The 23,781-nt window shown below is 35.9% G+C and carries 22 protein-coding genes; 15 read left to right on the top strand and 7 right to left on the bottom strand.

Features of this window, described 5'->3' with window-relative positions:
• Nucleotides 1–2 precede the first annotated feature (2 nt).
• Together EGI05_RS11410 and EGI05_RS11405 are read right to left on the bottom strand one after the other, a co-directional pair.
• Nucleotides 3–2,921: a hypothetical protein gene (locus tag EGI05_RS11410; protein ID WP_134197417.1), complete on the bottom strand. Its 2,919-nt coding sequence runs from the start codon at nt 2,919–2,921 to the stop codon at nt 3–5.
• A 6-nt stretch (nt 2,922–2,927) separates the two neighbouring features.
• On the bottom strand, nt 2,928–4,466 hold the full coding sequence (locus tag EGI05_RS11405) for a T9SS type A sorting domain-containing protein (RefSeq protein ID WP_123263144.1): 1,539 nt from the start codon (nt 4,464–4,466) through the stop codon (nt 2,928–2,930).
• 431 nt (nt 4,467–4,897) lie between these two features.
• Here EGI05_RS11405 and EGI05_RS11400 point away from each other — a divergent pair, with 431 nt between their 5' ends.
• Nucleotides 4,898–6,280 (top strand): RtcB family protein, encoded by a 1,383-nt coding sequence (locus EGI05_RS11400; protein ID WP_123263143.1) that lies wholly within the window; start codon nt 4,898–4,900, stop codon nt 6,278–6,280.
• A 136-nt stretch (nt 6,281–6,416) separates the two neighbouring features.
• On the opposite strand, the gene EGI05_RS11395 is transcribed toward EGI05_RS11400, so the two are convergent.
• The gene (locus tag EGI05_RS11395; RefSeq protein WP_123263142.1) at nt 6,417–6,770 is read right to left on the bottom strand and encodes a TfoX/Sxy family protein; all 354 of its coding nucleotides are present in this window, start codon (nt 6,768–6,770) and stop codon (nt 6,417–6,419) included.
• Nucleotides 6,771–6,937: 167 nt separating this feature from the next.
• Between EGI05_RS11395 and EGI05_RS11390 the strand changes: the two genes are divergently transcribed.
• From EGI05_RS11390 to EGI05_RS11360, 7 genes are all read left to right on the top strand, one after another.
• Nucleotides 6,938–7,453 (top strand): DUF2975 domain-containing protein, encoded by a 516-nt coding sequence (locus EGI05_RS11390; protein WP_123263141.1) that lies wholly within the window; start codon nt 6,938–6,940, stop codon nt 7,451–7,453.
• A gap of 1 nt (nt 7,454) precedes the next feature.
• Nucleotides 7,455–7,658 (top strand): helix-turn-helix domain-containing protein, encoded by a 204-nt coding sequence (locus EGI05_RS11385; RefSeq protein ID WP_045494476.1) that lies wholly within the window; start codon nt 7,455–7,457, stop codon nt 7,656–7,658.
• A gap of 219 nt (nt 7,659–7,877) precedes the next feature.
• Nucleotides 7,878–8,750 carry an ABC transporter ATP-binding protein gene (locus EGI05_RS11380; RefSeq protein ID WP_123263391.1) on the top strand — a complete coding sequence of 291 codons (873 nt, stop codon included), beginning with the start codon at nt 7,878–7,880 and terminating at the stop codon, nt 8,748–8,750.
• A gap of 2 nt (nt 8,751–8,752) precedes the next feature.
• A complete protein-coding gene (locus EGI05_RS11375) occupies nt 8,753–11,920 on the top strand; it encodes a M1 family aminopeptidase (protein WP_123263140.1) in 3,168 nt (1,055 codons plus the stop codon).
• 137 nt (nt 11,921–12,057) lie between these two features.
• The gene (locus EGI05_RS11370; RefSeq protein ID WP_123263139.1) at nt 12,058–12,498 is read left to right on the top strand and encodes a MarR family winged helix-turn-helix transcriptional regulator; all 441 of its coding nucleotides are present in this window, start codon (nt 12,058–12,060) and stop codon (nt 12,496–12,498) included.
• Nucleotides 12,499–12,502: 4 nt separating this feature from the next.
• Nucleotides 12,503–14,920 (top strand): TonB-dependent receptor, encoded by a 2,418-nt coding sequence (locus EGI05_RS11365; RefSeq protein ID WP_123263138.1) that lies wholly within the window; start codon nt 12,503–12,505, stop codon nt 14,918–14,920.
• A 141-nt stretch (nt 14,921–15,061) separates the two neighbouring features.
• Nucleotides 15,062–15,901 carry a hypothetical protein gene (locus tag EGI05_RS11360; protein ID WP_134197421.1) on the top strand — a complete coding sequence of 280 codons (840 nt, stop codon included), beginning with the start codon at nt 15,062–15,064 and terminating at the stop codon, nt 15,899–15,901.
• A 27-nt stretch (nt 15,902–15,928) separates the two neighbouring features.
• On the opposite strand, the gene EGI05_RS11355 is transcribed toward EGI05_RS11360, so the two are convergent.
• A complete protein-coding gene (locus EGI05_RS11355) occupies nt 15,929–16,282 on the bottom strand; it encodes a hypothetical protein (RefSeq protein ID WP_123263136.1) in 354 nt (117 codons plus the stop codon).
• 92 nt (nt 16,283–16,374) lie between these two features.
• Complete coding sequence (locus tag EGI05_RS11350) at nt 16,375–18,582, bottom strand: polyribonucleotide nucleotidyltransferase (RefSeq protein WP_123263135.1); 2,208 nt, start codon at nt 18,580–18,582, stop codon at nt 16,375–16,377.
• A gap of 189 nt (nt 18,583–18,771) precedes the next feature.
• On the opposite strand from EGI05_RS11350, the gene EGI05_RS11345 reads away from it, so the two are divergent.
• On the top strand, nt 18,772–19,131 hold the full coding sequence (locus tag EGI05_RS11345) for a DUF4260 domain-containing protein (protein WP_123263134.1): 360 nt from the start codon (nt 18,772–18,774) through the stop codon (nt 19,129–19,131).
• 57 nt (nt 19,132–19,188) lie between these two features.
• Here EGI05_RS11345 and rpsO read toward each other — a convergent pair whose 3' ends face one another.
• Nucleotides 19,189–19,458, bottom strand: coding sequence for a 30S ribosomal protein S15 (gene rpsO / locus EGI05_RS11340; RefSeq protein ID WP_123263133.1), 270 nt, complete (start codon nt 19,456–19,458; stop codon nt 19,189–19,191).
• A 174-nt stretch (nt 19,459–19,632) separates the two neighbouring features.
• On the opposite strand from rpsO, the gene EGI05_RS11335 reads away from it, so the two are divergent.
• The 6 genes from EGI05_RS11335 to EGI05_RS11325 all read left to right on the top strand — a co-directional run bounded on the left by EGI05_RS11335 (nt 19,633) and on the right by EGI05_RS11325 (nt 23,300).
• Nucleotides 19,633–20,187 carry a pyruvate decarboxylase gene (locus EGI05_RS11335; protein ID WP_123263132.1) on the top strand — a complete coding sequence of 185 codons (555 nt, stop codon included), beginning with the start codon at nt 19,633–19,635 and terminating at the stop codon, nt 20,185–20,187.
• Nucleotides 20,188–20,406: 219 nt separating this feature from the next.
• Complete coding sequence (locus EGI05_RS18000; RefSeq protein ID WP_166668336.1) at nt 20,407–20,556, top strand: bacteriocin-like protein; 150 nt, start codon at nt 20,407–20,409, stop codon at nt 20,554–20,556.
• Between the two features lie 167 nt (nt 20,557–20,723).
• A complete protein-coding gene (locus EGI05_RS18255) occupies nt 20,724–20,873 on the top strand; it encodes a bacteriocin-like protein (RefSeq protein WP_245141797.1) in 150 nt (49 codons plus the stop codon).
• A gap of 12 nt (nt 20,874–20,885) precedes the next feature.
• Entirely contained in the window at nt 20,886–21,053 is a 168-nt protein-coding gene (locus EGI05_RS17995) for a bacteriocin-like protein (protein ID WP_166668337.1), read from the top strand.
• Between the two features lie 168 nt (nt 21,054–21,221).
• The gene (gene mgtE / locus EGI05_RS11330; protein ID WP_123263131.1) at nt 21,222–22,544 is read left to right on the top strand and encodes a magnesium transporter; all 1,323 of its coding nucleotides are present in this window, start codon (nt 21,222–21,224) and stop codon (nt 22,542–22,544) included.
• 21 nt (nt 22,545–22,565) lie between these two features.
• Nucleotides 22,566–23,300: an ABC transporter substrate-binding protein gene (locus EGI05_RS11325; protein WP_123263130.1), complete on the top strand. Its 735-nt coding sequence runs from the start codon at nt 22,566–22,568 to the stop codon at nt 23,298–23,300.
• A gap of 30 nt (nt 23,301–23,330) precedes the next feature.
• On the opposite strand, the gene EGI05_RS11320 is transcribed toward EGI05_RS11325, so the two are convergent.
• Nucleotides 23,331–23,780, bottom strand: coding sequence for a GAF domain-containing protein (locus tag EGI05_RS11320; protein WP_123263129.1), 450 nt, complete (start codon nt 23,778–23,780; stop codon nt 23,331–23,333).
• Nucleotide 23,781 lies beyond the last annotated feature (1 nt).

The following is a 23,781-nucleotide window of genomic DNA, read 5'->3' as shown; positions in this document are numbered from 1 at the left end:
TTTTAAGGTTGAGGTTTCGTATTATACTTATACTCCTTAATGATATTACCATTAACATTAAGTGTGGATTTTAATCTGCCATTCTGATCGTATAGGTACGTTTCTCTCATTCCACTTGGTGGAGTAGCAGTAGTCATTCCTATTAATGGATCATGTGTATAAGTTGTGATCGCAAAGTTTTTTAATGCAGGGTTATTTCTGAATGTGTCCAATGCATTAATAAGAGTAGTTTCTGCTGATGAATTGATGTCAGCATTGGATTTGGCAATTATATCATCGGCAAGATTTCCAATATCTGATAATTTTGCTCCTTCAATTTTTGCAATCGGAAGTGTTTGGTTGTATCCCCAGATCACAACACTCGAAACGCCATCTCCAGTAACTTCACTAATTCTGGAAGTCATTTGACGAAGGTTTCCATAGACATCAAATGCTTCGTACTTTTCGGTAGTTTGGATACTGCCATCATTTGGATTAGTAGCAATAATCGATGAAGGGTAAAAATTGCTTACATCATCATATTTGTTTTCAACTTTTCCAATCATTTTCCCATTTGTTTTTTCTTCAAATTCCAGTGGAACTGATACCATATTGGCATTTAAAAGGCGTGTATTATTTTTGTCAGAAGCATATCTGATCCATTTTTCAGAGATTTTCCCGTCTGAAGAAGTTTCTTTTACATATGCTGGTTCATAATTACCTAAGTTGTTAAAGGTGGTTTCCATTTTACTTTCAACAAATTGATTGCCCATATAATTTTTAGTAATTGTTTTTGAATCTTTTATATAGGCAGGTTTTGTATATCTTGTCGGAATCCCGTCAAATCCATTGATTTTCAATTCAGGAAGGTTGGTTAATGTTTCAAATGTATTGCTGTAATCAGTAGAAGATAACAAGTTGTTTTGCGCATTGAAAATTTCCTTTTTCTCTAAAATACCGGATTTAGCGATCATATAATACGCCCAAAATTCTGTACTATTGCCATCTACTGTATAGGGAGTTTTAGGATAATCATCCGGGGATTTATAATAAAACCTTGTATATCCGTTTTCTCCATCGGTTGTTGAAACATTTCTATATAAAACATAACCCGGAAAAACAGTACTTTCCTCAGTTTCATTTCTGAAAACATATCCACTTGAACTGTTAGCATCGTTGAAATTATTATATGAGAAATATTCCGATTTCAAAGGGGTCGTTTCCGAAATGCTGTTATAATATTTTATATTTTTTATCCTCGCCCCATACTGTTTTGCATCATTTTTATTGATATAAGGGGGATTTTTTAATTTTATTTCGGCCTGCAGAAGTCTTGCTTTTCCTCCTGTCCCAGTTACCTCAATAGTATAATTTCCTGGATATAAATAATAACTTGCTAGCTCAAAAGAAGTAATAACAACCCCATCTTTTTTTAATACATAATTTAGTTCAGTATGATAATGCCCTCCGGGACCACCACCAGGATCATTGGGGTCTGGCTGATCATTGGGATCTGTTGGCGGATCCGGAACCCAAATACCCGGTTGATAATATTCGTCAATGGCAAACTGAAAATATACAGTTTTCTGCTTGGTAGGGTCTCCTGAAATAGTTAAACTATAAGTTGTGTTTTGATTAGTATCAACATTTACAACCGGAATAAAATCTCCTTGATACTGCATGATAGGATCAATAATTCCCTGACTGGTTTGCATTTTTTCTAAATATTCCGGAGTACTTCTGTTAAAAAACACCTCATGGGGCTCATAATTGTATTCAATAACACCGCCAGTAGGAGAAATAATCTTTTTCAGTAGTCCCGGAATGAAATAAGAACCATAATTGGCAGGATCAAAAGATTGTGCCCAATTATAAGGTCCGTAGCCATATGTCTCTCCTCCGGTATTAGTATAATAGTGAAAGCTTGTTTTTTCATATTCTACCAAATCTTTGTTGAGTTTAGTCATTTTCTCAAGCATTCTCCGACCTGTTGTTTCTCCTAAATATAATCCTGATTCTATATAAGAGAATTTATACCCTGATATCGCTTCACCTTGCGAATTCTTAAGAATAATTTGAGAAATACTATAAGGATCGTTCATGGTGTTTTCTTTGGTAGAATCATATACATAAGTAATATTTATGGAGCCTACACCATCTGCATTTATTTTGGTAAGCTTACAGCTTCTGTATAAAATTGCGGAAAGAGGATCGTCGCTTTCATGTTTATCATCTTTTCTATATTCAAAATTTACTACTGAAGTATCATTCGGTAATTTAATCTGGGTCAAAAAGAAAGCAGATCGGTATAAAACGATTTCGTCTCTTGAACTTTCACTATAATCACTAAATATATATTTGTATCCTTTTTCATCAGTAATAGTAAAACTGTTGATTTTAAAAAATCCGAGATTAGAGTCTCTTACATAAGAGATTTTAACCTTGTTAGCTGATAAGTTCTCAATATCAATGGTATTACCTGCAACATTTCTGTTAAATCTGAACTTCCCTGAAATTCCGGGTAAATTATAATAATATATATCATTGAATTCGTCTGCCTTATAATCAGTGGCATTGGGACGATATGTGGCTTCGTTGATGGCATCAATATTTTCTCTGGAAATAACTCCTCCCGCAAATAATGACCATCCGCTTCCTACTTCACTTGCAGCTTCTGTACCCCTTAAATTCATAGGATTGTAGGATAACTGTAATGGAGTAGAAATATTTTTTGATTTCGAAGGTAAATTTAATAATGGCATGGAAACATTTGTAGTGCCTATTGCCATTGATACTGGTGTATTGTTATAGGTTGCCAATGATGACACCGACGACACAGGTCTGGAAAAATCTCCAAAATTGATCTCTTGTTGACCTTGGAGTGGATTAAACATAATGGCTCCTGCCATCATACTTAATACTATAATTATTTTTCTTTTCATCTTGTTTTATTTCTTAATGATTTTAGCACTTGCGTTTTTGTTTGTATCTGTTTTAATGGTGATCAGATAAGCTCCCTGAATCAGTGGCTGAGTATTGATCTTGGTTACCTTATTTTTGGTCTTGGTCTGCTGCAACGTCTTACCACTCATATCATACAGCAAAATATCCGCTTCCTTAAACTCATAGCCAATCTCTACATACGTGTAATCCGATACAGGGTTTGGATAGACTCTGATATCCTGCTTCTCGATCAACTGATCGATCTGTCCGTCTCCCAGCTTCACAATCTTCCAGTTTTCTTTTCCTAATTCCTCTGCACTGGTCCCTGCCAGTATAATAGAACCGTCTCTGTTAAGCTTAATATCTGATAATCTTTCTTCCTTCTTTCTGGATTCTCCTTTCACATGCTTTCTCCACTGTTCTTTCCCTTCCTGGTCCAGATACAGCATCCAGAACGTCTCATCATCATTCTCTATTCTTCCTTCTGCCTGAGTATAACCTCCTAATAATATTCCTTTAGTACCATTATCATCAGAAGTATGAATAACACTTGCTCCCATTAAAACATCCCTGTTCTTAAAGTTGTAGGATTTCTGCCACAATTCTTCTCCTCTTTCATTTAAGGAAATCAGCCATAAGTCGGTTCCTTCTTCTATTCCCGTGGTTTTGTTTCCTGATCTTTCTGATCTTGATTCTCCACCAATCACATATCCTATAGAAGTTAAAGCAAGGGTTCTTATATGATCATCTGCTTTCCCTCCATAGTTCTTTTCCCATTCTACTTTTCCGTCTTTACTCAGCTTGATGATCCAGTAATCGCCTTCACCATAGTTCTCTGTTTTCTTTGAACCTCCAATTGTACTTCTTGAATAGATCCCTAGCAAAACACCTCCATCTTTGGTAGGAATCATTTTCTCCACTTCATCGAGTCCTTTTCCTCCTAAGATGAGTTCTGAAGTCTGTTTTCCTGTTTTATCCAATCTGATGATCCAAATGTCTTTAGAACCAAATCCTTGGGCTGAGTTCTGAACATTTCCTGCTACAAAGTAGCCTAAGTCTGTCGTTTGAATCACCGCTCTGGCTTCTTCATCGGAGGCAGTTCCTAAAGTTTTCTGCCACTGCTCTTCTCCAAATTCATTGATTTTGATGAGCCACAGATCAGATCCTCCTTTAGATTCTTCCTTTTTATCCACTGTTTTTCCTGAATAGGAAGTTCCAGCCAGAAGAAAACCTCCTTCCTGGGTATTCACTGCAGCGGAAAGGAAATCATGGTTCTGTCCTGAAAAGTATTTTTCCCAGACTTCTTCACCTTGTTGGTTGAGTTTAACCAAATGGAAATCGTAACCGTTATTCTGTTTGCTTTCTGCTTGTTTGGAAGCCTGAATACTGCTTCCAGAGATAAGATACTGTCCGTCAATGGTAGTGGTTACCTGTGAAAGAAAATCCTGGGTAGTGGATTTGATGTCTTTCTGCCACAATACATTTTGAGAATACAGCACAGCGGTAGTGCATAAGAAGAATGCACTCATGTAGATTTTTTTCATCTATCTTGTGTATTTAAAAGTTAATACTAGTGTTTGTTATTAATAATTTGCAAATTTAACAAATTTTAATAATTATTCACATTAAAAAGATTTAATGTGAATTTTATCACGCTTTAGTGTTTTTTTCTTTGTTTTACACAGTTCTTTTTTAATGCTATGATGCAAAGCTAATACACGGGATGCTGCTTATCTTCAACAATAATAGGGTTTCTTCGTCTTTTATTTTTTGCGCTTATGTTAAGGAATAAACTATTCCATTAATTTTTGACGGTTTCCAGAAGCTTTACGCATAGTCCAGTCCCTATTTGGAATACTAGTTTTAAAGAAAGTAATTTATATGAAAGATTTTGATAAAAATAATTAAAAAATTATACTACGCAAAAATACTGCGCACTTATGATATTACTTTGCATCATCAAAATGAAAAAACAATGGAATTTAACGGAAATCATTTAATTGAATTAGGGTACCGACCAGCCAAATGGTTTAAAACAGCCATCGATCATATTAATGAAAACAACCTGGATGATGAACAGATCAAAGAATATCTTGCACAGTTCAAACAACCTGAGCTAATTCCCCTTCATGACTCGCCCAAAGATTTTGTAATCAATATCAGAGCAGAACATGAAAGTGAAACCGACAATGTGGAAAAAGTAATCAGAACCATGCAGGTTTTAATGAAAACGCCAACTTTGGTTGGAGGTGCCTTAATGCCTGATGCATGTCCTACCGGACCGGAAGGAAATATTCCTGTAGGAGGTGTTGTTGTAGCTAAAAATGCGATCCATCCAGGATTCCATAGTGCAGATATCTGCTGTTCCGTAATGTTGACAGATTTTGGAAAAGCTGATCCTAAAGAAGTTTTAGATGCGGCTCATTCTGTAACGCATTTCGGATACGGAGGAAGACCGAGAGGAGAACAGATGCCAATGTCTCAGGAACTGATGGATGCTTTCAGAGAAAATTATTTCCTGAATGATGAAAAACTGATCAGCATTGCCCGTTCTCATATGGGAACTCAGGGAGACGGGAACCATTTCCTTTTTGTGGGGATTTCCAAAAATACTGGAAATACCATGTTGGTCACTCATCATGGTTCAAGAGCTCCGGGAGCCTCTTTGTATGATAAAGGAATGAAAGTAGCCAATCGTTTCAGACAGGAAATCTCTCCTGAAACATTAAAAGAAAACGCATGGATCCCTTATGATACGGAAGAAGGAAAAGCCTATTGGGAAGCGCTACAGCTGATCAGACAATGGACAAAGGAAAACCATACTTCCATTCATGACGCTGTTTTAAACAAACTGGAAATGGAAAAGGAAAACAGATACTGGAACGAACATAATTTCGTATTCAAAGATGAAGATTTGTTCTACCATGCCAAAGGAGCTACTCCGTTGGATGATAAATTCATGCCTGATATTACCGGACCTAGACTGATTCCTTTGAACATGGCAGAACCTGTATTAATTGTGCAGGGAAAAACCAATGAAAGAAACTTAGGGTTTGCTCCTCACGGGGCGGGAAGAAATTTCAGCAGAAGCCAGCATAAAAAATCATTGGCTCATAAAACCATTGAAGAAGTTTTTGCGGAAGAAACCAAAGGACTTGACGTTCGTTTCTTCTCCAATGAAATTGATATTTCCGAACTTCCGACAGCCTATAAAAGCGCTAAAAACGTAAGAGCTCAGATAGAAGAATACGGACTATGTGAAGTCTTGGATGAAGTAATGCCTTATGGATGTATAATGGCGGGAGATGTGCAGAAAAATGCGCCGTGGAAGAAAAAGAAGAAGTTTAGAAAAGCGTAATATTTTTCTTTTGTCTTGAAACAAAAGAAACAAAAATTCTGGTGGAGATCAGAGAAGAATTGTATCAATAATATCTTCACAGTATTACAATGAGAGATTCTTCACTTCACTCACAATTTGTTTATAATGGCAGTGGCTATTTCTTCTTTGATTTCTTTGAAGCTTTAGCCACTTCATTATAATCCAGGCATATTCTTATCCAGTATTCAAAATCCTCTGGCTTTTGAAAACCTTCGGGCTCCACATAGCAATATCCTTTCAGCTGCTTTCCTTTCATAATCATGGGCAAAAACCCTTTTCTTTCCGCAACTTCATCTTCCAGGTCAGGATGATAACGGCACATCAGGTTATCATGGCTTACATTGATGCACATTTTTCCATTCACCAGGAAAGATAATCCGCTGAACATTTTTTTCTCAACAATATCAAGTCCCGGGATCTCAGAAAGCCGTTCACGTATTCTGTCTGCAAGTTCAATATTATATGCCATTATCCAAAATTTGTTAGTTCTAAGTTAATTAAAAACTGCCATATCCTGGAGGTTTTTCCTGATTTCAGTTTCAATTAAAATTCAATTAAATAAAATTTTATTTAAAATATTTATTGTTTTACGATAATTAATTATATATTTGCAATATCAATTAATTATTTTTTGACATGGACCAGACTAAAATCATCTCAAGGATCCTCTATTACATTTGTCTGATACTATCTGTGGGATATCTAATGACTGCACTGTATGCAACTATCTGCCTGATAACGGGTTTTGGAGTTACCCCTTACAACCAAAATAAATATTTGCATATCAATTATCCATTGACGGAAAAACCTTTTCTGAATATTGATAACAATTATCCGTATATCATCTTTTCTTTTTTATTGGTTTTAACGGGATATGGAATTTTCTTTTGGCTTTCTGCCAAGGTGTTTAAAGTTTTTTTTCAACCGAAACTCTTTACAAAAGAAAATACGGTGCAATTGAAAAGATTTTACATATATAATATTTTCTTTCCATTACCAATGGTAATTATCGCAAGCTTCTTTGTGGAGGTGGAAAGTATAATATGGGGATTGGTTTTCATCCATTTCATGCTGGGAATTTTCTGTTTATTTCTTGCGAATATTTTTACGCAAGGATTACATTTGCAAAACGAACAAGATTTATTTATATAAAATGCCAATTATAGTCAACCTAGATGTAATGCTTGCCAAACGTAAAATGCAGAGTAAAGAATTGGCAGAAAAACTGGGAATCACCCCTGTAAATCTCTCTATTTTAAAAACAGGCAAAGCCAAAGGAGTCCGTTTCGATACGTTGGAAGCGATCTGCAAAATACTGGAATGTCAGCCGGGAGATATTCTGGAATATAAGGAGTGAAATGATTCATCAATGCTCATTGATCGTTGATGAACCACAATCACAAATATTTTCATTTCAATTGATAACTTATATACACTTTAAAGCATAATCCCTTATGCCTCAATAGATTTCAAACTTTTGTGTCTTTGTGGGTTATCCTGAATATTTAACAGACTTTACTCATCTTTTTAAGCAATGGAAACATTGCCTGTAATCCTATTATCCAAACTCTACAATATGAATACTTTATCCATTAATCATCTCAGCCTCACCTATAAAAATGGTTTTCAGGCTATTAAAAACATTTCCCTGGAAATCGGCAACGGAATGTTCGGACTTTTAGGACCTAACGGAGCAGGAAAGTCATCCCTGATGAAAACTCTTGTAGGTCTTCAGAAACCCACTTCAGGACATATTATGTTCAATGGAACGGATGTTTCCGAAAATCCTGATTACATCAAACAAAACCTTGGTTTCTTACCGCAGGATTTCGGAGTATACCCGAAAATTTCCGCATTTGATCTTCTGGAACATATTGCCATTTTAAAAGGCATTAAAGACCGTTCTGAGCGTAAAAACCAAATCTTAAGCCTGCTTGAAAAAGTGAATCTCTCTGATTTCAGAAACAAAGAAGTTCATACCTTTTCCGGAGGAATGAAGCAACGTTTCGGAGTTGCACAGGCTTTGTTGGGCAATCCTAAAATTATCATCGTGGATGAGCCGACGGCAGGACTTGATCCTGAAGAACGCAACCGTTTCAATACTTTACTGAATGACATCAGTAAGGAGGTAATCGTCATCCTTTCCACCCACCTCGTGGAAGATGTCCGGAATCTATGTTCGGAAATGGCCATCATGAATAAAGGGGAAGTTCTAAAAAAAGGAAAACCCAATGATCTGATTGCTGAACTGGATCAGAAAATCTGGTCAAAATCCATTGATAAAACCGAACTAGACAGCTATCAGTCAGCATATCAAATCATCAGTCAGCAATTGATTGAAAGAGAATTATATATTACCACGTTCTCTGAAGAAAAGCCCAAAGATTTTAATCCTGTAAATCCTTTATTGGAGCACGTTTATTTTCATTCACTTACTCAAAAAATATAATCATGAACGCCATACTTTCATTCGAAGTCCAGCGCAGTATAAAGCATTGGCTTACTTATCTTATTGCCTTTATTCTGATCGGTATCGGAGCATTTTGCGGAAATAAGTTCAATCTCACGGTTGGAGAAGGCATTTATCTGAATTCTCCATACACCATTGGTTTTATGACCGGTATGTTGAGCTTGGCAGTAATATTTTTTGCTACTATTTTGGCCAGTCAGCAACTTTTTAAAGACCACGATTCAAAATTTGATGGGATCTTGTTTTCACTTCCTTTTTCAAAATGGGACTATGTAAGCGGAAGATTTTCTTCTTTCTTTTTACTTACCTTCTTAAGCTTCACCTTCTTAATGATCGGTTTTATGGCCGGTCAGAATATGCGTACCGGAAGTGAAATACGACCTTATTTTAACCTTTGGTATTATCTGTTTCCTTTTTTGATTTTCGGATGGATCAATTGTCTTTTGGTTTGCAGCTTCTTATTTTTTATTGCACTGACCACAAAGAAAAAACTTTTGGTCGTCATTGGTGGACTGCTGCTTTATGTTTTATACATGATTATTTTACTGTTTTCAAATTCTCCTTTTATGGCAGGGAGTATTCCACAATCATTAGAAGCTCAACAATTATCTGCATTGATAGACCCTTTTGGCTTATCTGCCTATTTTTTTGAAGGAAGAAACCTATCTGTTCTGGAAAAGAATGAATCAACAATTCCCTTTTCGTGGTTTTTATTAATAAACAGAGCTGTTTTCCTGGCTATTTCGGTCCTATTTTTAATTCTGTCTTATCGTTTTTTTTCTTTTTCCGGACTTCCTGGTAAAAAGCTGAAAAAAGTTGAAACCACTCCTCCACTTTCAGAAACAAGCTTAAAAACATATATTGTTACATTACCGGATTTTGGAATATATTCAACTTGGCGGTCAGTCTTTTCTTTTGCTAAAATTGATCTGATCTATCTTTTTAAAGGTATTATTATGGTGGCGGTTTCTATTCTTCTTCTATTTTTTGTCGGAATGGAAATGTACGCTGAAATTGAAAAAGGAATCCGGCTTCCGCAGAAATATGCAAGTTCCGGCTTGATGGCCAATACTATTTCAGAGAATTTTCACTTATTTGGTTTGCTGATTACTGTTTACTTCATCAATGATCTTTACTGGAGCAGTCATTCTTCAGGATTTTCACTGATTGAAAAAAGCACTTATTTCCATAAAAATAAATTGGCCGGTCATTTCTTGTCCATCACTGTGCTGATTTTCTTTTTTAACGGGTTATTGATTCTTGAGGGATTGATTTTCCAGTGGGGGTACCATTATTTTCATACAGATTGGAATGCTTATTTAGGCACTATTCTTTTTAATACATTTCCGCTTATCCTTTTTTCCGGTTTTGTACTCCTTATCAATGACAATATCCGGAACCGGTTTGTTGCTTTAGGGATTTCTGTTCTGTTTCTTATAATGATGGCAACCCCCATCACAAAGAAGATCATATCTTATCCGTTACTGAGAATGTTCTCAGATTTTAAGGGTACTTACAGTGATTTCAACGGATATGGAATTTACTCCTCCGCTTTTGCCGAAAGACTTTTATTCGGATCAGGCATTATTCTCTTTTTATGGATAAGCAATGAATGGTTTAAAACTAAAAAATGGAATTTCAAAAAAGTGATCTTCACAGCTTTTGTACTTATCACCGGATGTTTTGCAGGAAATCAGTTTATGAAAGGATATCTGCCTAAAAATGAAGAAGAATCCGTTCTAAAAGCAGTCAATTATGAAAAAGAATACCGACAGTATGAAAACCTTCCGCAACCTGTTATTACCGATGTTATAACTCAGATTGATCTTTATCCTTCTCAACGGTCTTATGAAATCAGTGGAAAATATACTCTCATCAATCCAACTGACAAAGCTATTGATAAGATTCTCATTAATTTTCATCCTGATTTGCAGATACAATCTGCCATTCTTCAAACTAGCTCTGAGACAAAGAAAATTGATCATACAGTTACTGAAATTCAATTAAAGAAGCCATTACAACCCAATGAAACTGCTCATCTCAATTTCAAAATCTCTTATAAGTGGTTTGCTGTTAATGGCCATGAATCATTTAATGCCATTGTAGAAAACGGTTCTTTTATGAGGATCAGCAGGTATTATCCTACAATAGGGTATCAAAAAGACAATGAAATTGAAGATCAAAAACAAAGAAACGCCTTCAAGCTTGGAAAACTACAGGGTTTAAAAAAGCTGGAAGCCCCGGAAGTTTTCAGGCAAGATTTCATTACTTTAAATATGATGATCACCACAGAAAAAGATCAGACCGCAGTCGGAACAGGAGATCTTACTGATCAGTTTACAAGAGGAGAAAGGCAATTCTTTCACTATCAATCGAAGAATATTCCGTTCCGTTTTGCAGTATCTTCAGCAAAATACAAACAAAAAAATATTTCTTATAAAGGCATAACAATCAATGTGTTCTATCATGAAAAGCATGATGAAAATGTAGACCACCTCATCAACAATGCGAAAATAACGTTGGATTACTGTATTCGGAATTTTGGAAATTATCCTTTCAAAACCATCAATTTTGCAGAAATATCCTCATTTACCAGAGGTTTTGCAGCAACAGCTTATCCTTCTGCTGTTTTTATGCCTGAAGATATGATTTTCCATGCGAACATTCATGCAGATGAGGAGCAGGATGTCATTAATGAACTTGCAGGCCACGAACTCTCTCATCTTTGGTGGGGAAACAGCCAGATTGATCCTGACGAAAGAGAAGGCTCTCCTATGCTCACGGAAACTCTTGCCATGTATACCGAAATGATGTTGTACAAAAAAATGCATGGAAAGAATAAAATGATAGAAAGAATAAAAGTTCATCAACAGATCTATGATAATGAGAAAGGATTATCCCAGGAACAACCGGTTTATAAAGTAACCGGAAATAATACGCATATTTCTTACTCTAAAGGTGCTATTGCTATGGTGAAACTTAGTGAACTGCTAGGTGAAGAAAAAGTGAATTTAGCCTTGAAAAGATTCCTCCAAAATAACAGGTATCCTAAAAAGCCGACCACTTTAGATCTCCTCCGTGAATTCTATACAATGGCCCCGAATGAACATGTAAAGAAGAAAATAGATATGCTATTTAAAACTATTTAAACCTGAAACCATCGTAAAAACGGTGGTTTTTCCATTAAACTAAAAATTTTGCCCTGTACTTGTAACATAATAAAATTTTATGCAACATATTAATTGATATATCAATAATTGATAAATCATATTTAAATCTTTTTATCATGGAAAAATTAAATTCAATCATATTCTATAATATAGATAAAGCGATAAGAGCCTACAGAAGCTATGCACAGCGACAATTAAAAGCCAATGGTTTCAATATTACTATCGATCAATGGCTGATCATAAAAGCGATTCTTGAAAATCCAGGAATTACCCAGAGCGAAATCGGGGATCTGGTTTTCAAGGATAACGCATCTGTAACACGGATCATTGATCTGATCGTAAAATCAGGATTTATCATTCGTCATCCTCATCCTGAAGACCGAAGAAAAACCAATCTGGAAGTAACGGATTCTGGAAAGAAGATCATTAAAGATGTACAAGGCCTGATTGAGACCAATAGAAAAACCGCTTTAAAAGGTATTTCAAAAACCACCTTGGAAATAATGAATTCAGCATTACTTACCATTTCAGATAACTGTTTAAACACTAAAAAATAAAACAATGGCCAGAATATTTTTATTCCTGTTTGTTTGGATCCTGACTCTTTTCAGCAGTATGCTTTCTGCACAGACCACACAGGATTTTTCATTATCAGGAAACATCAATTCCACAGAAGTGAATCAGATGGAGATCAATTTGTTCAATTCCGACAACAAACTGGTAAAAACGGAAGTTGCCGATCAGAAAGGAAATTTCAGTTTCAATGACCTAGCCGCCGGAAATTATTATGTAAAAATCAATAAAAACGGAACACAAGCTTATCAATCAGAGCCTATTTCAATAGCAGGCAACACTACCCTTCCTGAAATTCAACTCAATGAAAAACAAATTGAAGGTGTAACGATCACTAAAACTAAACCTTATATTGAAAGACAGGAAGGAAAAATGATCCTGAATGTGGAAAACAGCATTGCAAGTACCGGAAATTCTGCATTTGAAGTCTTAGAAAAGGCGCCGGGAGTGAATATTGACAGCAATGACAACATCAGTCTTCGCGGAAAAGGAAATCTTCTGGTACAGGTAGATGGAAAAAATACTCCGATGACAGGCTCGGATCTTGCGAATTATCTTCGTGGGATCCCTTCAGCAAGCGTGGAAAAAATCGAATTCATTACAAATCCCTCATCAAAGTACGATGCGGCAGGAACATCCATTATCAATATCAAACTCAAGAAAGATCAGAGAAAAGGAACTAATGGAAGCGCATCCGTAGCATTAGGAACCGGAAGGTTTATCAAAAACAATAATAATTTCAGCATCAACCACAGAAATAAAAAGGTGAATGTTTTTGCCAATTACAGCTTTGCATACAGAGAATTTTTCAATCATCTGATGCTGGACAGAAATTTCTATGAGAATGGAAATTTTCAAAAAGCTTATGTGCAGGATAATTTCTTAAAGCTGAATTTCAGAAATCACATTGCCAAAGCAGGAATGGATTATTATATGAATGATAAAAATATCCTGGGCTTTTCCGTTGGATTCATCAGCAATAAATTTGACCCAAAAGGGGATAATTCTTCCCTGATTCTCGGCAGCGATCATCTTCCTACGGGAAGCTTTACCACACAAAACCGTTCGCATGATCATTGGAAGAATGCTACTTTTAATCTGAATCATAAATACACCATTGATTCCTTAGGCTCCGAGATCACTACCGATTTCGATTATATCAATTATTCCAACACGTCTTTGCAGAATTTTGATACAAGAACGTATGGTGTGTCAGGAAATCTGGAAAATGTGGATATTCTGAAAGGTGACATCAATGGAAATCTTAATATTTTCTCCCTTAAGTCTGACCTTACTAAGGCTTTAAAAGGAGATTGGAAACTGGAAGGAGGAGTAAAAACAAGTTTTGTAAAAGCAGATAATGATCTTCAGTTCTTTGATGCAAGTTCCGGAACTCCGATACTGGATGTCACCAAAACCAATCATTACATTTACGAAGAAAACATCAATGCTGCTTATGGAAATGTATCTAAAAAATGGAAGAAATTCAGTTCTACCTTCGGATTGAGAGTGGAAAACACAAATGTAACGGGAACTCAGCTCACTACAAATCAGATCAACAAAAAGAATTACACCCAGATTTTTCCAAGTGCTGTATTCTCTTATGACCTGAATGAGAAGAATAATCTGGAACTTAATTTCAGCAGAAGAATTACAAGACCAAGCTATAATCAATTGAATCCATTCAAGTTCTATCTTGATCCTACCACTTACAAAGCCGGAAACCCGGACCTTGATCCGCAGACTACGATGAATTATGAGTTTACCTACAGTTTAAGCAATAAGTATTTCGCTACTTTAAGCTACAGTAAAACTTCTGATAATATTACAGATGTGATTAAACCCGTCGTTGAAAACGGAGAGAACATTACCGTTCAAACCAATGATAATCTTAACTCCGCTTCATACTTCGGACTGTACCTGATTGCTCCGGTAAAAGTAACTAAATGGTGGGATATGAATAACAGCGCTAACTTTTATTATGGTTCATATACAGGAAATGTTTCGGGAACACAGATCAACAATAAGGGCAATTTTACGTTCAACCTGAACAGCATCAATTCCTTTAAGCTTGGAAATGGATTTACCGCTGAACTTACCGGAAATTACAGGGCAAGAGAAGTCTATGCCTATATGGATGTACAGCCCAACTGGTATTTGAATATCGGGGCACAAAAGAAATTCAAGAACAACAGCACACTGAAATTTGCTTTCAATGACATTTTCTTTACCAGCAATCCTAAAGCACGAACGACTTTCAATAATTATATAGAAAACTTTGTAGTGGAAAGAGACAGCCGTGTAGTCACCCTTTCTTACACGTATAACTTTGGATCAGGAAAAGCCGGACAACCCAGAAAAACAGGCGGTGCGGAAGATTTAAAACAAAGAATCGGAAACGGGTAAAAAGCCAAACCAGAGAACATTCCATCAAAACTCCACAATTTCCTGTGGAGTTTTTCTTTTACTCATCTCTGATCAAATCACACAAAAAGGTAATTGATTCCAATAAATATTATGATGAATTTTGATATTAATTTATCACTGATGAAAACACTAATTTTATTTTTGGCCTTACTTTATTCGTCTTTTTTTATGTCACAAAAAGCACACAAGGTAAATGTAATTCATTTGAAACAATACGAAGAGGACACTAAGCAATCTATTTATTTTGCAGATTATGATGCCAGTAGAAGGGGAAGCTTAATCATTCATAATTTTGAAGACAGCAAAAGCCCTATCAAAATTTTATCTGAACCACCACCTGATGCAATTATTGCATTTACCTCAGCAATTAAAAACAGTTTTGAACTAAATGGGCAATTTAACACTTCGCAATCTTTGCAATTTACCCAAGCCATATCTGAGCTTACTAAAAGAAATACAACCATTGTAATTTTAAGGGACGCCTTATATCGGCTCAATGAGTTTAATTTTAACAATCCTAACCTTCTATCTAAAGAAGAGTATATAAAAGAATTTGAAAAAATCCTGGAGCTGGTTGAAAAGATCTCTAATGTTGAGCTTATTGAGAAAAAGAATGAGCTCTTAGAAAACCAGAATAAAAATATAATCCTGAACAAAGGTATTGGCTTTTATACAGAAGTTCCTATTTATATTCAATATACCAATAAAGAATTGAAGGATTTTTCAGACAATATCATCAATGAACTGGATAAAATGGGTTATAATGCAGATGGCCCTGAATACGTTGATCTCCCAATCAGCAATAATTTGGTCAAATATTTTAATTCTGAAGATAGCGATAAGGCAGAAAGCATAAAAAAAGACCTGGAATCTTTGGGTATAAAAGATGTCCAGACAGTGAAAAACTCCAATCCAAAAAAACTCAAAAACAGATTTGAGATCTGGTTAAAGTCTAAATAAACAAATAACCACCGGAAATTCCGGTGGTTATTTGTTTTTCTTCAGAATATAATAAATAGCTCGGTCTTTTTCATCATTCGTTGTATAGGCAAACTGAAAGGTATAGCCATTGGCAGACATGAAATTAAGGGCATCCATCATGGAGTTAAATTTCATATTCCGGCCTCTTTCATCTTTAATATTTGTTCCGTTTTTGAATGAAATGGATTTTGTTTCCTGTCCGAAATCAATTTCCACATTCACTTTTGTACTTAAAGATCTCCCTGTTCCGATAATCTGAACATAATCTACATCAATATCCTTAATAGGTACATCGTTGACAGTTTGAGCCCATGAATACGAAGCGAAACTTATCAAGGATAGTATGGCCAGTTTTTTCATAAATTTTTATTTTAAAGATAATTAAATTTTGAACTTTTATTGAACAAAAAAATCCCTCAGTTTGAGGGATTCATTTATATATAAGAATAATCTTAAACTTCAGCTGAAGGATTTTGATTTTCTGCAGGCTGCTCAGTGTTTGGTTTAGACTGTCCTTCCGGTCTTGGTTTTCCTTCCGGCTTCGGAGGTCTTGGTAAAAGAACTTTTCTTGAAAGTTTCATTTTCTTACGGTCATCATACCCCATGAATTTCACTTCTACCTCATCGCCTTCTTTGTATGGAACTTTATCAAGACGCTTCCACTCGATTTCAGAGATATGAAGAAGACCTTCAGTTCCCTTTGCCAACTGAACGAATGCTCCGAAATCCATTACTTTCACTACCTTTCCTTTGTAGATTTCTCCTACAACCGGAACGAAAGTAATTTCGTTGATTTTCGCAACTGCTTCATTAATCTTAGCTCTGTCTGTCCCTGCAATCTCGATACGTCCGATTTCACCTTGCTCTTCAATAGCAATAACCGTTTCAGTATCTTTCTGTAACTGCTGAATGATTTTTCCACCAGGTCCGATTACTGCACCAATGAAATCTTTAGGGATTTCCATTACTACCATCTTCGGAGCGTGAGGCTTCACATCTGCTCTTGGTTCAGAAATAGTTTCAGTGATTTTATTTAAGATATGTAATCTTCCGTCTTTAGCCTGCATCAAAGCTTTTTCCATGATATCCATTGAAAGTCCCTGGATTTTGATATCCATCTGACAAGCAGTGATACCATCTGCAGTTCCTGTTACTTTAAAGTCCATATCTCCCAGGTGATCTTCATCTCCTAAGATATCAGAAAGAACAGTCCATTTTCCTGATTTTTTATCAGTAATAAGTCCCATAGCAATCCCTGAAACAGGTTTTGTGATCTTTACCCCTGCATCCATCAATGCCAAGGTTCCTGCGCAAACTGTTGCCATGGAAGAAGAACCGTTAGATTCTAAAATATCAGAAACAATTCTGATCGTATATGGATTTTCAGCAGGGATCACTGCTGTTAAAGCTCTCTGAGCAAGGTTTCCGTGTCCTACTTCTCTTCTTGAAGTTCCTCTTAAAGGTCTTGCTTCACCGGTAGAGAATGGAGGGAAATTATAGTGTAAGAAGAATTTCTCATCATGTTGCGTAATAACGCTGTCTATCATGTTCGCATCTTTTATAGAACCTAGCGTTACAGCCGTTAAAGATTGAGTTTCACCTCTTGTAAAGATCGCTGAACCATGAGCGCCTGGAAGATAATCGATTTCAGACCAGATTGGGCGAATCGTTTTCGGGTCACGACCATCCAGACGGATGTTTTCTTCCAGAATCATCTGACGCATCGCTTCTTTCTCTACATCATGATAATACACTTTAGCGAAAGGAGTTACTCTTTCCAATTCTTCTGCATTGTCAACATATTGAGCTAAGAACTCATCAAGAACTGCTTTGAATTTTTCTCCTCTTTCTTCTTTGTTGGATGGAGTTTTTGCTACTTCATATACTTTGTTATAGCACTCGTTCCATACTTTTTCACGGATCGCTTCATCATGAACTTCGTGAGAGTATTCTCTCTTAGGAAAAGATTTTCCTACTTTTTCAGCTAATCTTTCCTGAGCTTCGATCTGCTTTTTAATTTCAGCATGAGCAAAATTAATAGCTTCCAACATTTCCTGCTCGGAAATCTCCTTCATCTCTCCTTCTACCATTACGATGGAATCTTTAGTAGCTCCCACCATGATATCAATATCTGACTTTAATAAATTTTCGTAGCTTGGGTTGATTGATAATTCTCCGTCGATTCTTACTACTCTTGCTTCAGACATTGGTCCGTCGAAAGGTATATCTGTAATAGCAATTGCCGCAGAAGCTGCCAAACCGGCTAAAGCTTCAGGCATTACCGCTTTATCATAAGAAATCAATGAAATCATCACCTGTACTTCTGCGTGGAAATCTTCAGGGAAAAGCGGACGTAATACTCTATCCACCAATCTCATAGTAAGAACTTCATCATCAGAAGGTTTTGCTTCTCTACGGAAGAAATTCCCCGGAATTCTTCCACCTGCATAGAATTTTTCTCTGTAATCTACCGTTAATGGTAAGAAATCTACACCTGGATTTGCTTCTTTGTTGGCTACAACAGTCGCTAAAAGCATTGTTCCGCCACATTTTACAACTACGGATCCATCTGCCTGCTTAGCCAGCTTCCCCGTTTCAATAGTGATCTCTCTGCCGTCTGCAAGAGTAATCGTTTCTGTAAACGCTTGAGGTATACTCATAAATTTGTCTTCTGTGTACTCCGTATTGAGTACGATTAATATTTAAACTCTTTAAATTTTCAGATGCAAAGATAATGTATTCTAACGGTTTATTAAATTTTAGTGACAAATATCTATCCTTAAACCGTAATTTTAAAGAAAAAAGTGAAATTAGCAGAACAGAATTATCTATTAAAAACAAAATATAATATGAAAACTCAATTGCAGCTGGAATATATAGCTTTTATCATTTTAGGAATTCTTGCTTTCAAACACACTGAATTCTCCTGGTGGTGGTTTGCAGGCCTGTTCTTTGCTCCTGATATTTCTATGTTGGGATATGTGATAAATAATAAAGTCGGAGCATTTTGCTACAACATTTTTCATCATTTTGGAATTGCCATTATCGTATATTTACTTGGAACCTTATTCTCACTTCCTTATTTAAATATGATTGGGGCAATACTATTCACCCATTCTGCATTTGACAGGGTTTTAGGGTATGGCTTAAAATACCCGGACAGTTTCCAAAATACCCACTTAGGAAAAATCGGAAAAGATAAAACCTGATATCAACAAAAAAGCAACCTCTTTCGAAGTTGCTTTTATTTTGAAAATCTTTATAGATTATTTTCTTAAACCTAATTCAGCAATAATTGCTCTATATCTTGCGATATCTTTTCTTTTAAGGTAATCTAGTAATCTTTTTCTTTTACCTACCAATTTCACCAAAGATCTTTCTGTGTTGTAATCTTTGTGGTTGCTCTTAAGGTGAGCAGAAAGGTGGTTGATTCTGAAAGTGAAAAGTGCAATTTGTCCTTCAGCACTTCCTGTGTCTTGTGCAGATTTCCCGTGTTTTGAGAAAATTTCCTGCTTTTTTTCTGTTGTTAAGTACATTCCAATATTATTTAAATGATTATTATGTAACGGGTGCAAAGATACGACTATTTTCTAAGTCTGCAAACATTATTGATTTCATATATCAAAATTGATAGAAAAAAATGTTAAAAATTTCTTAATAAATTATATGCTATCCCATTAAAAGGCAGTAATTTTGCAAACGAATTAGTGATGAGAAAAGTTTTATTATTTACAACGTTTACCTCTTTTCTGTTTATCGGTATGGCTATTGTAAAAGCCCAGAAAAATGCTGATGATAAGATCAGGAAAGTCCTGTACTTTAATCCTGAAGTAGAACCCGATATTGAAGAAATAAAGGAACCTACCAATAATGCCTTTTTCAGTGCTGTTTCCGATAAAGTAAGCAGCTACAGAAAAAACAAAATGCTTAGAGCGGAAGTACAGATTCCTTTTGACAGTGTAGATCAGCAAACCATTATCGATTATTGTGTTAATAATGATGCAGATTTCGCCATTGTTCCTAAAGTAAAATATTTTAAGGTCGGGTTAGGTAAATATGTTTTCTCCAATCAGGTTATTGTAAGTATGAAGCTTTTTGATGCCGGAGGAAATTTCATTACAGAAACAGATTACGATACTTATCGAAAAAACATGCGTCTTTTAGGGTCTACCGAGAACTCCATTAAAATTGGAACTAATGGAGCCTTAAAAGGTATTCTTAAAAATTTAAAAAAGATCAATCCGTCCTCAACAGTGGATTTATAAATCATTTAAAAATTCTTACTTGACATCGGCATCACTTCTTCTCACCAACAAATAAACACCCTGTAAATAAAACAGTTAAATATCACTTTAGCCTGAACATTTTATAAAATGTTCAGGCTAAAGTTTTTTTGGATACACAAGTATGATAATATTTGCATGAACTAATAAATGCGGTTGCCCAAAAGCATATAGAGTAGGCACATTGTAAAACAAAATATTATGAAAAATCTAAAAAAACTCAGCAGATCAGAACAAAAACACATTAATGGTGGGGCCATCCGAAGATGTAGCAGAACTTCACCTTGTACCATTGGATGGTGCTGTAACGGTATATGCTCTCCACAGGCATGTATTGATCCTGACTTATAATTTACAGATTGACAGGCAATTTTACAGATACCCGCAAATGCGGGTGTTTTATTTTCTTGCTTAATACTTCGTATACATAATACCAGTAAATGAGTATGAAAAAATTCATAAGGCAGTGAATAATTTAAAACATTTTATTACTTTAGTTCTACTCAAATCTAAATAATATGAAAAAATCAAATCTAAAAAAACTTAGCAGAGAAGCGCAAAAGCAGATCAACGGCGGTGCATTCAAACAATGTACAAGCCATGAGCAATGTATCATTGGATGGTGTTGCAATTACACATGTGTAGAATATGCCTGTATAGAACCTTAAAATCTGACAACAATGAAATTAAATCTAAAAAAGCTCAGCAGACAAGAGCAAAAAGAAATCAATGGTGGCGGATTGATCAGAAAATGCAGGGATTCATCCCAGTGTTGGGCAGGCGAATGTTGTAGTGGCGGAATGTGTATTGCTTCACCTTATCCGATATGTGAACCTATATTGGAATAATGAATGTGTAACCTTATGTAATTTTAAATTTTAATTTTTGAAGCATCTGTTTTACAGGTGCTTCTTTGATTATCCGTAAAAATGAAATTTAATTAATCCTTAATTTTTCCGCATCATTATTACATCTTAAAAATTTGAATTATTTTTGCATAGCCAAAATTTCATGTTTTGAATTCTACAGACGAACTTATCTTTAATCCTGCCGATATTGCCGAAACTCTCAGCGAACTCCCTGCTGATGAGAGATTATTGGCATTTCTGAAAGTTCCGAAAGAATACAAAGCTGAAGTTTTTTCACATCTAGACCCTGATTTCCAGGAAGAAACCATCAGAAGTATCGGAAGTGATGAAGTTTCCGAAATTTTGAATGCCATGACTCCGGATGACAGAACGGCTTTGTTCGAGGATTTTCCGGATGAACTGATCAAATATTCCATCAATCATCTTAATCCGCAGGAAAGAAGGATTGCTCTTAAACTTTTGGGCTATGATTCTGATTCCATTGCCCGTCTGATGACGCCTTATTACATTCAGATCCGTAAGGAATGGACGGTAAAACGATGCCTGCAACAGATCAAAAAAGTGGGTAAGAGAGTGGAAACAATGAACCACCTATATGTAGTGGATGAACGAAACCGGCTGATTGATGATATTGCATTGGGAAGTTTGCTACTGGCCGAAGAAGACACTCTGATTTCTGAAATTACCGACAATCATTTTGTAGCCATCACAACTACCACTTCTAAGGAAGACGCGGTTACTTATTTCGAAAAATATGACAGAGCTGCTCTTCCAATCATTACGGAAGCAGGTGTTTTGGTAGGAATTGTAACGATTGATGACATTCTTGACCAGATCGAGCAACAGAATACTGAAGATATTCAGAAGTTCGGGGGTCTTGAAGCGTTGGATGTACCCTATACACAGACTTCTCTCATCGAAATGGTGAAAAAAAGAGGCATGTGGCTGATCATCCTGTTTTTCTCCGAAATGCTTACGGCCTCTGCTATGGGTTATTTTGAAGATGAAATTCAGAAGGCAGTTGTTCTGGCCTTATTTGTGCCGTTAATCATTTCCAGTGGAGGGAATTCCGGTTCACAGGCTGCCACTCTTATTATCAGAGCAATGGCGTTACAGGAGATCGGCTTGAAAGACTGGTGGTATGTCATGAAAAAGGAGATATTTACTGGTTTATTTCTTGGAGGGATCCTTGGAATTATTGGTTTCCTAAGAATTATGATCTGGCATCAAACCGGGCTTTTTGATTATGGCGTTTACTGGCCATTCGTAGGATTGAGTGTGGGTGTTTCTTTAGTAATGATCGTACTTTGGGGTACCCTTTCCGGTTCTATGGTTCCTTTTATCCTTAAAAAATTAAATCTCGACCCAGCTACCTCTTCCGCTCCGTTTGTAGCAACTTTAGTGGATGTTACGGGATTAATTATCTATTTTTCCGTTGCCGGACTTTTCCTTACGGGTAAACTTTTGTAATTTTAGGCAAAGTCTATTTGAATGAAAGTTATTTCTCTGGTTCCTTCCATTACGGAAGCATTATTTGATTTGGGTTTAACGGAAAATGAAGTCATCGGAAGAACAAAATTCTGTATCCATCCTCATGAGCAGATCAAAAATGTTGAAATTGTTGGTGGCACGAAAAATATCAATATTGAAAAAATCAAAAGCTTACAGCCTGACCTGATTTTAGCCAACAAAGAAGAAAATGTTAAGGAACAAGTAGAAGCATTGATGCATGATTTCAAAGTGATGGTAACTCATGTGGAAACCGTTGAAGATAATTATTATCTAGTTAAAAGTTTAGGGAATATATTTCGTCAAGAAGAAAAGGCCAAAGCCTATAATCTGAAGACTTATGAGGTTCTCAACCAGGCAAAGATCAATTCCCGCATAAAAGTAGCCTATCTGATCTGGAAAAATCCTTACATGACAATAGGTTCCGATACTTTCATCCACCATATTTTAACGGAAATAGGTTTTGAAAATAGTTTTAAAGATAAAATCCGGTATCCTGAAATTAAAGTTGAAGATTTAGCTAAAACGGATATTATCATGCTTTCTTCCGAGCCGTTTCCATTCAAGGAAAAACATATGGAAGAGCTGAAAGCATTTTATCCGGATAAAAAAATTATGATCGTGGACGGGGAAGCTTTTTCCTGGTATGGAACGCATATTGCGAAGTGTGGGAAGTATTTTAATGAGTTACTCTCAGAAATAAATTCATTTCAATAAAAAAGTGGGCTAAAGCCCACTCTGTATTTTTTATACTATTTTGGAAACCTCATGGCAAAGCCATTCTAGCATTTCCAAATCTTCTTTCGTGAAAGGATTCAGCGTATGAGAATCTATATCAATCTGTCCAATATTAACCCCATTTTTAAAGATCGGAACTACTATTTCCGCTTTGGTATCAATGGAACAGCTTAAATAGTTATCCTGCAATTTCACATCCGGGACAATAAATGTTTCATTGGAAACGGCAACCTGTCCGCAAATTCCTTTTCCATAAGGAATAATGGTATGATCTGTAGGAGCCCCCACGTAAGGACCTAAGATCAGTTCGTCTTTGTCTCCGTTTTTAAAATAGAAACCTGTCCAGTTGAAATAAGGAATCTCCTGATCCAGCAGATGGCAAACTTTCTGAAGCTTTTCTTCAGTATTATGTTTCGGACTTTCAAGGATAGAAGAAAGTCTCTTCTTTAGTTCTAGCATT

Source organism: Chryseobacterium daecheongense, from assembly GCF_003729955.1.
GTDB lineage: Bacteria > Bacteroidota > Bacteroidia > Flavobacteriales > Weeksellaceae > Chryseobacterium > Chryseobacterium daecheongense.
Note: the sequence above shows the minus strand (reverse complement) of the source record. Positions and strands in the feature narration are given on the sequence as shown.

Coding starts and splice junctions, on each gene's coding strand:
- EGI05_RS11410 (WP_134197417.1), bottom strand. CDS start 2,921: ATGAAAAGAAAAATAATTATAGTATTAAGTATGATGGCAGGAGCCATT.
- EGI05_RS11405 (WP_123263144.1), bottom strand. CDS start 4,466: ATGAAAAAAATCTACATGAGTGCATTCTTCTTATGCACTACCGCTGTG.
- EGI05_RS11400 (WP_123263143.1), top strand. CDS start 4,898: ATGGAATTTAACGGAAATCATTTAATTGAATTAGGGTACCGACCAGCC.
- EGI05_RS11395 (WP_123263142.1), bottom strand. CDS start 6,770: ATGGCATATAATATTGAACTTGCAGACAGAATACGTGAACGGCTTTCT.
- EGI05_RS11390 (WP_123263141.1), top strand. CDS start 6,938: ATGGACCAGACTAAAATCATCTCAAGGATCCTCTATTACATTTGTCTG.
- EGI05_RS11385 (WP_045494476.1), top strand. CDS start 7,455: ATGCCAATTATAGTCAACCTAGATGTAATGCTTGCCAAACGTAAAATG.
- EGI05_RS11380 (WP_123263391.1), top strand. CDS start 7,878: ATGAATACTTTATCCATTAATCATCTCAGCCTCACCTATAAAAATGGT.
- EGI05_RS11375 (WP_123263140.1), top strand. CDS start 8,753: ATGAACGCCATACTTTCATTCGAAGTCCAGCGCAGTATAAAGCATTGG.
- EGI05_RS11370 (WP_123263139.1), top strand. CDS start 12,058: ATGGAAAAATTAAATTCAATCATATTCTATAATATAGATAAAGCGATA.
- EGI05_RS11365 (WP_123263138.1), top strand. CDS start 12,503: ATGGCCAGAATATTTTTATTCCTGTTTGTTTGGATCCTGACTCTTTTC.
- EGI05_RS11360 (WP_134197421.1), top strand. CDS start 15,062: ATGAAAACACTAATTTTATTTTTGGCCTTACTTTATTCGTCTTTTTTT.
- EGI05_RS11355 (WP_123263136.1), bottom strand. CDS start 16,282: ATGAAAAAACTGGCCATACTATCCTTGATAAGTTTCGCTTCGTATTCA.
- EGI05_RS11350 (WP_123263135.1), bottom strand. CDS start 18,582: ATGAGTATACCTCAAGCGTTTACAGAAACGATTACTCTTGCAGACGGC.
- EGI05_RS11345 (WP_123263134.1), top strand. CDS start 18,772: ATGAAAACTCAATTGCAGCTGGAATATATAGCTTTTATCATTTTAGGA.
- rpsO (WP_123263133.1), bottom strand. CDS start 19,458: ATGTACTTAACAACAGAAAAAAAGCAGGAAATTTTCTCAAAACACGGG.
- EGI05_RS11335 (WP_123263132.1), top strand. CDS start 19,633: ATGAGAAAAGTTTTATTATTTACAACGTTTACCTCTTTTCTGTTTATC.
- EGI05_RS18000 (WP_166668336.1), top strand. CDS start 20,407: ATGAAAAATCTAAAAAAACTCAGCAGATCAGAACAAAAACACATTAAT.
- EGI05_RS18255 (WP_245141797.1), top strand. CDS start 20,724: ATGAAAAAATCAAATCTAAAAAAACTTAGCAGAGAAGCGCAAAAGCAG.
- EGI05_RS17995 (WP_166668337.1), top strand. CDS start 20,886: ATGAAATTAAATCTAAAAAAGCTCAGCAGACAAGAGCAAAAAGAAATC.
- EGI05_RS11325 (WP_123263130.1), top strand. CDS start 22,566: ATGAAAGTTATTTCTCTGGTTCCTTCCATTACGGAAGCATTATTTGAT.
- EGI05_RS11320 (WP_123263129.1), bottom strand. CDS start 23,780: ATGCTAGAACTAAAGAAGAGACTTTCTTCTATCCTTGAAAGTCCGAAA.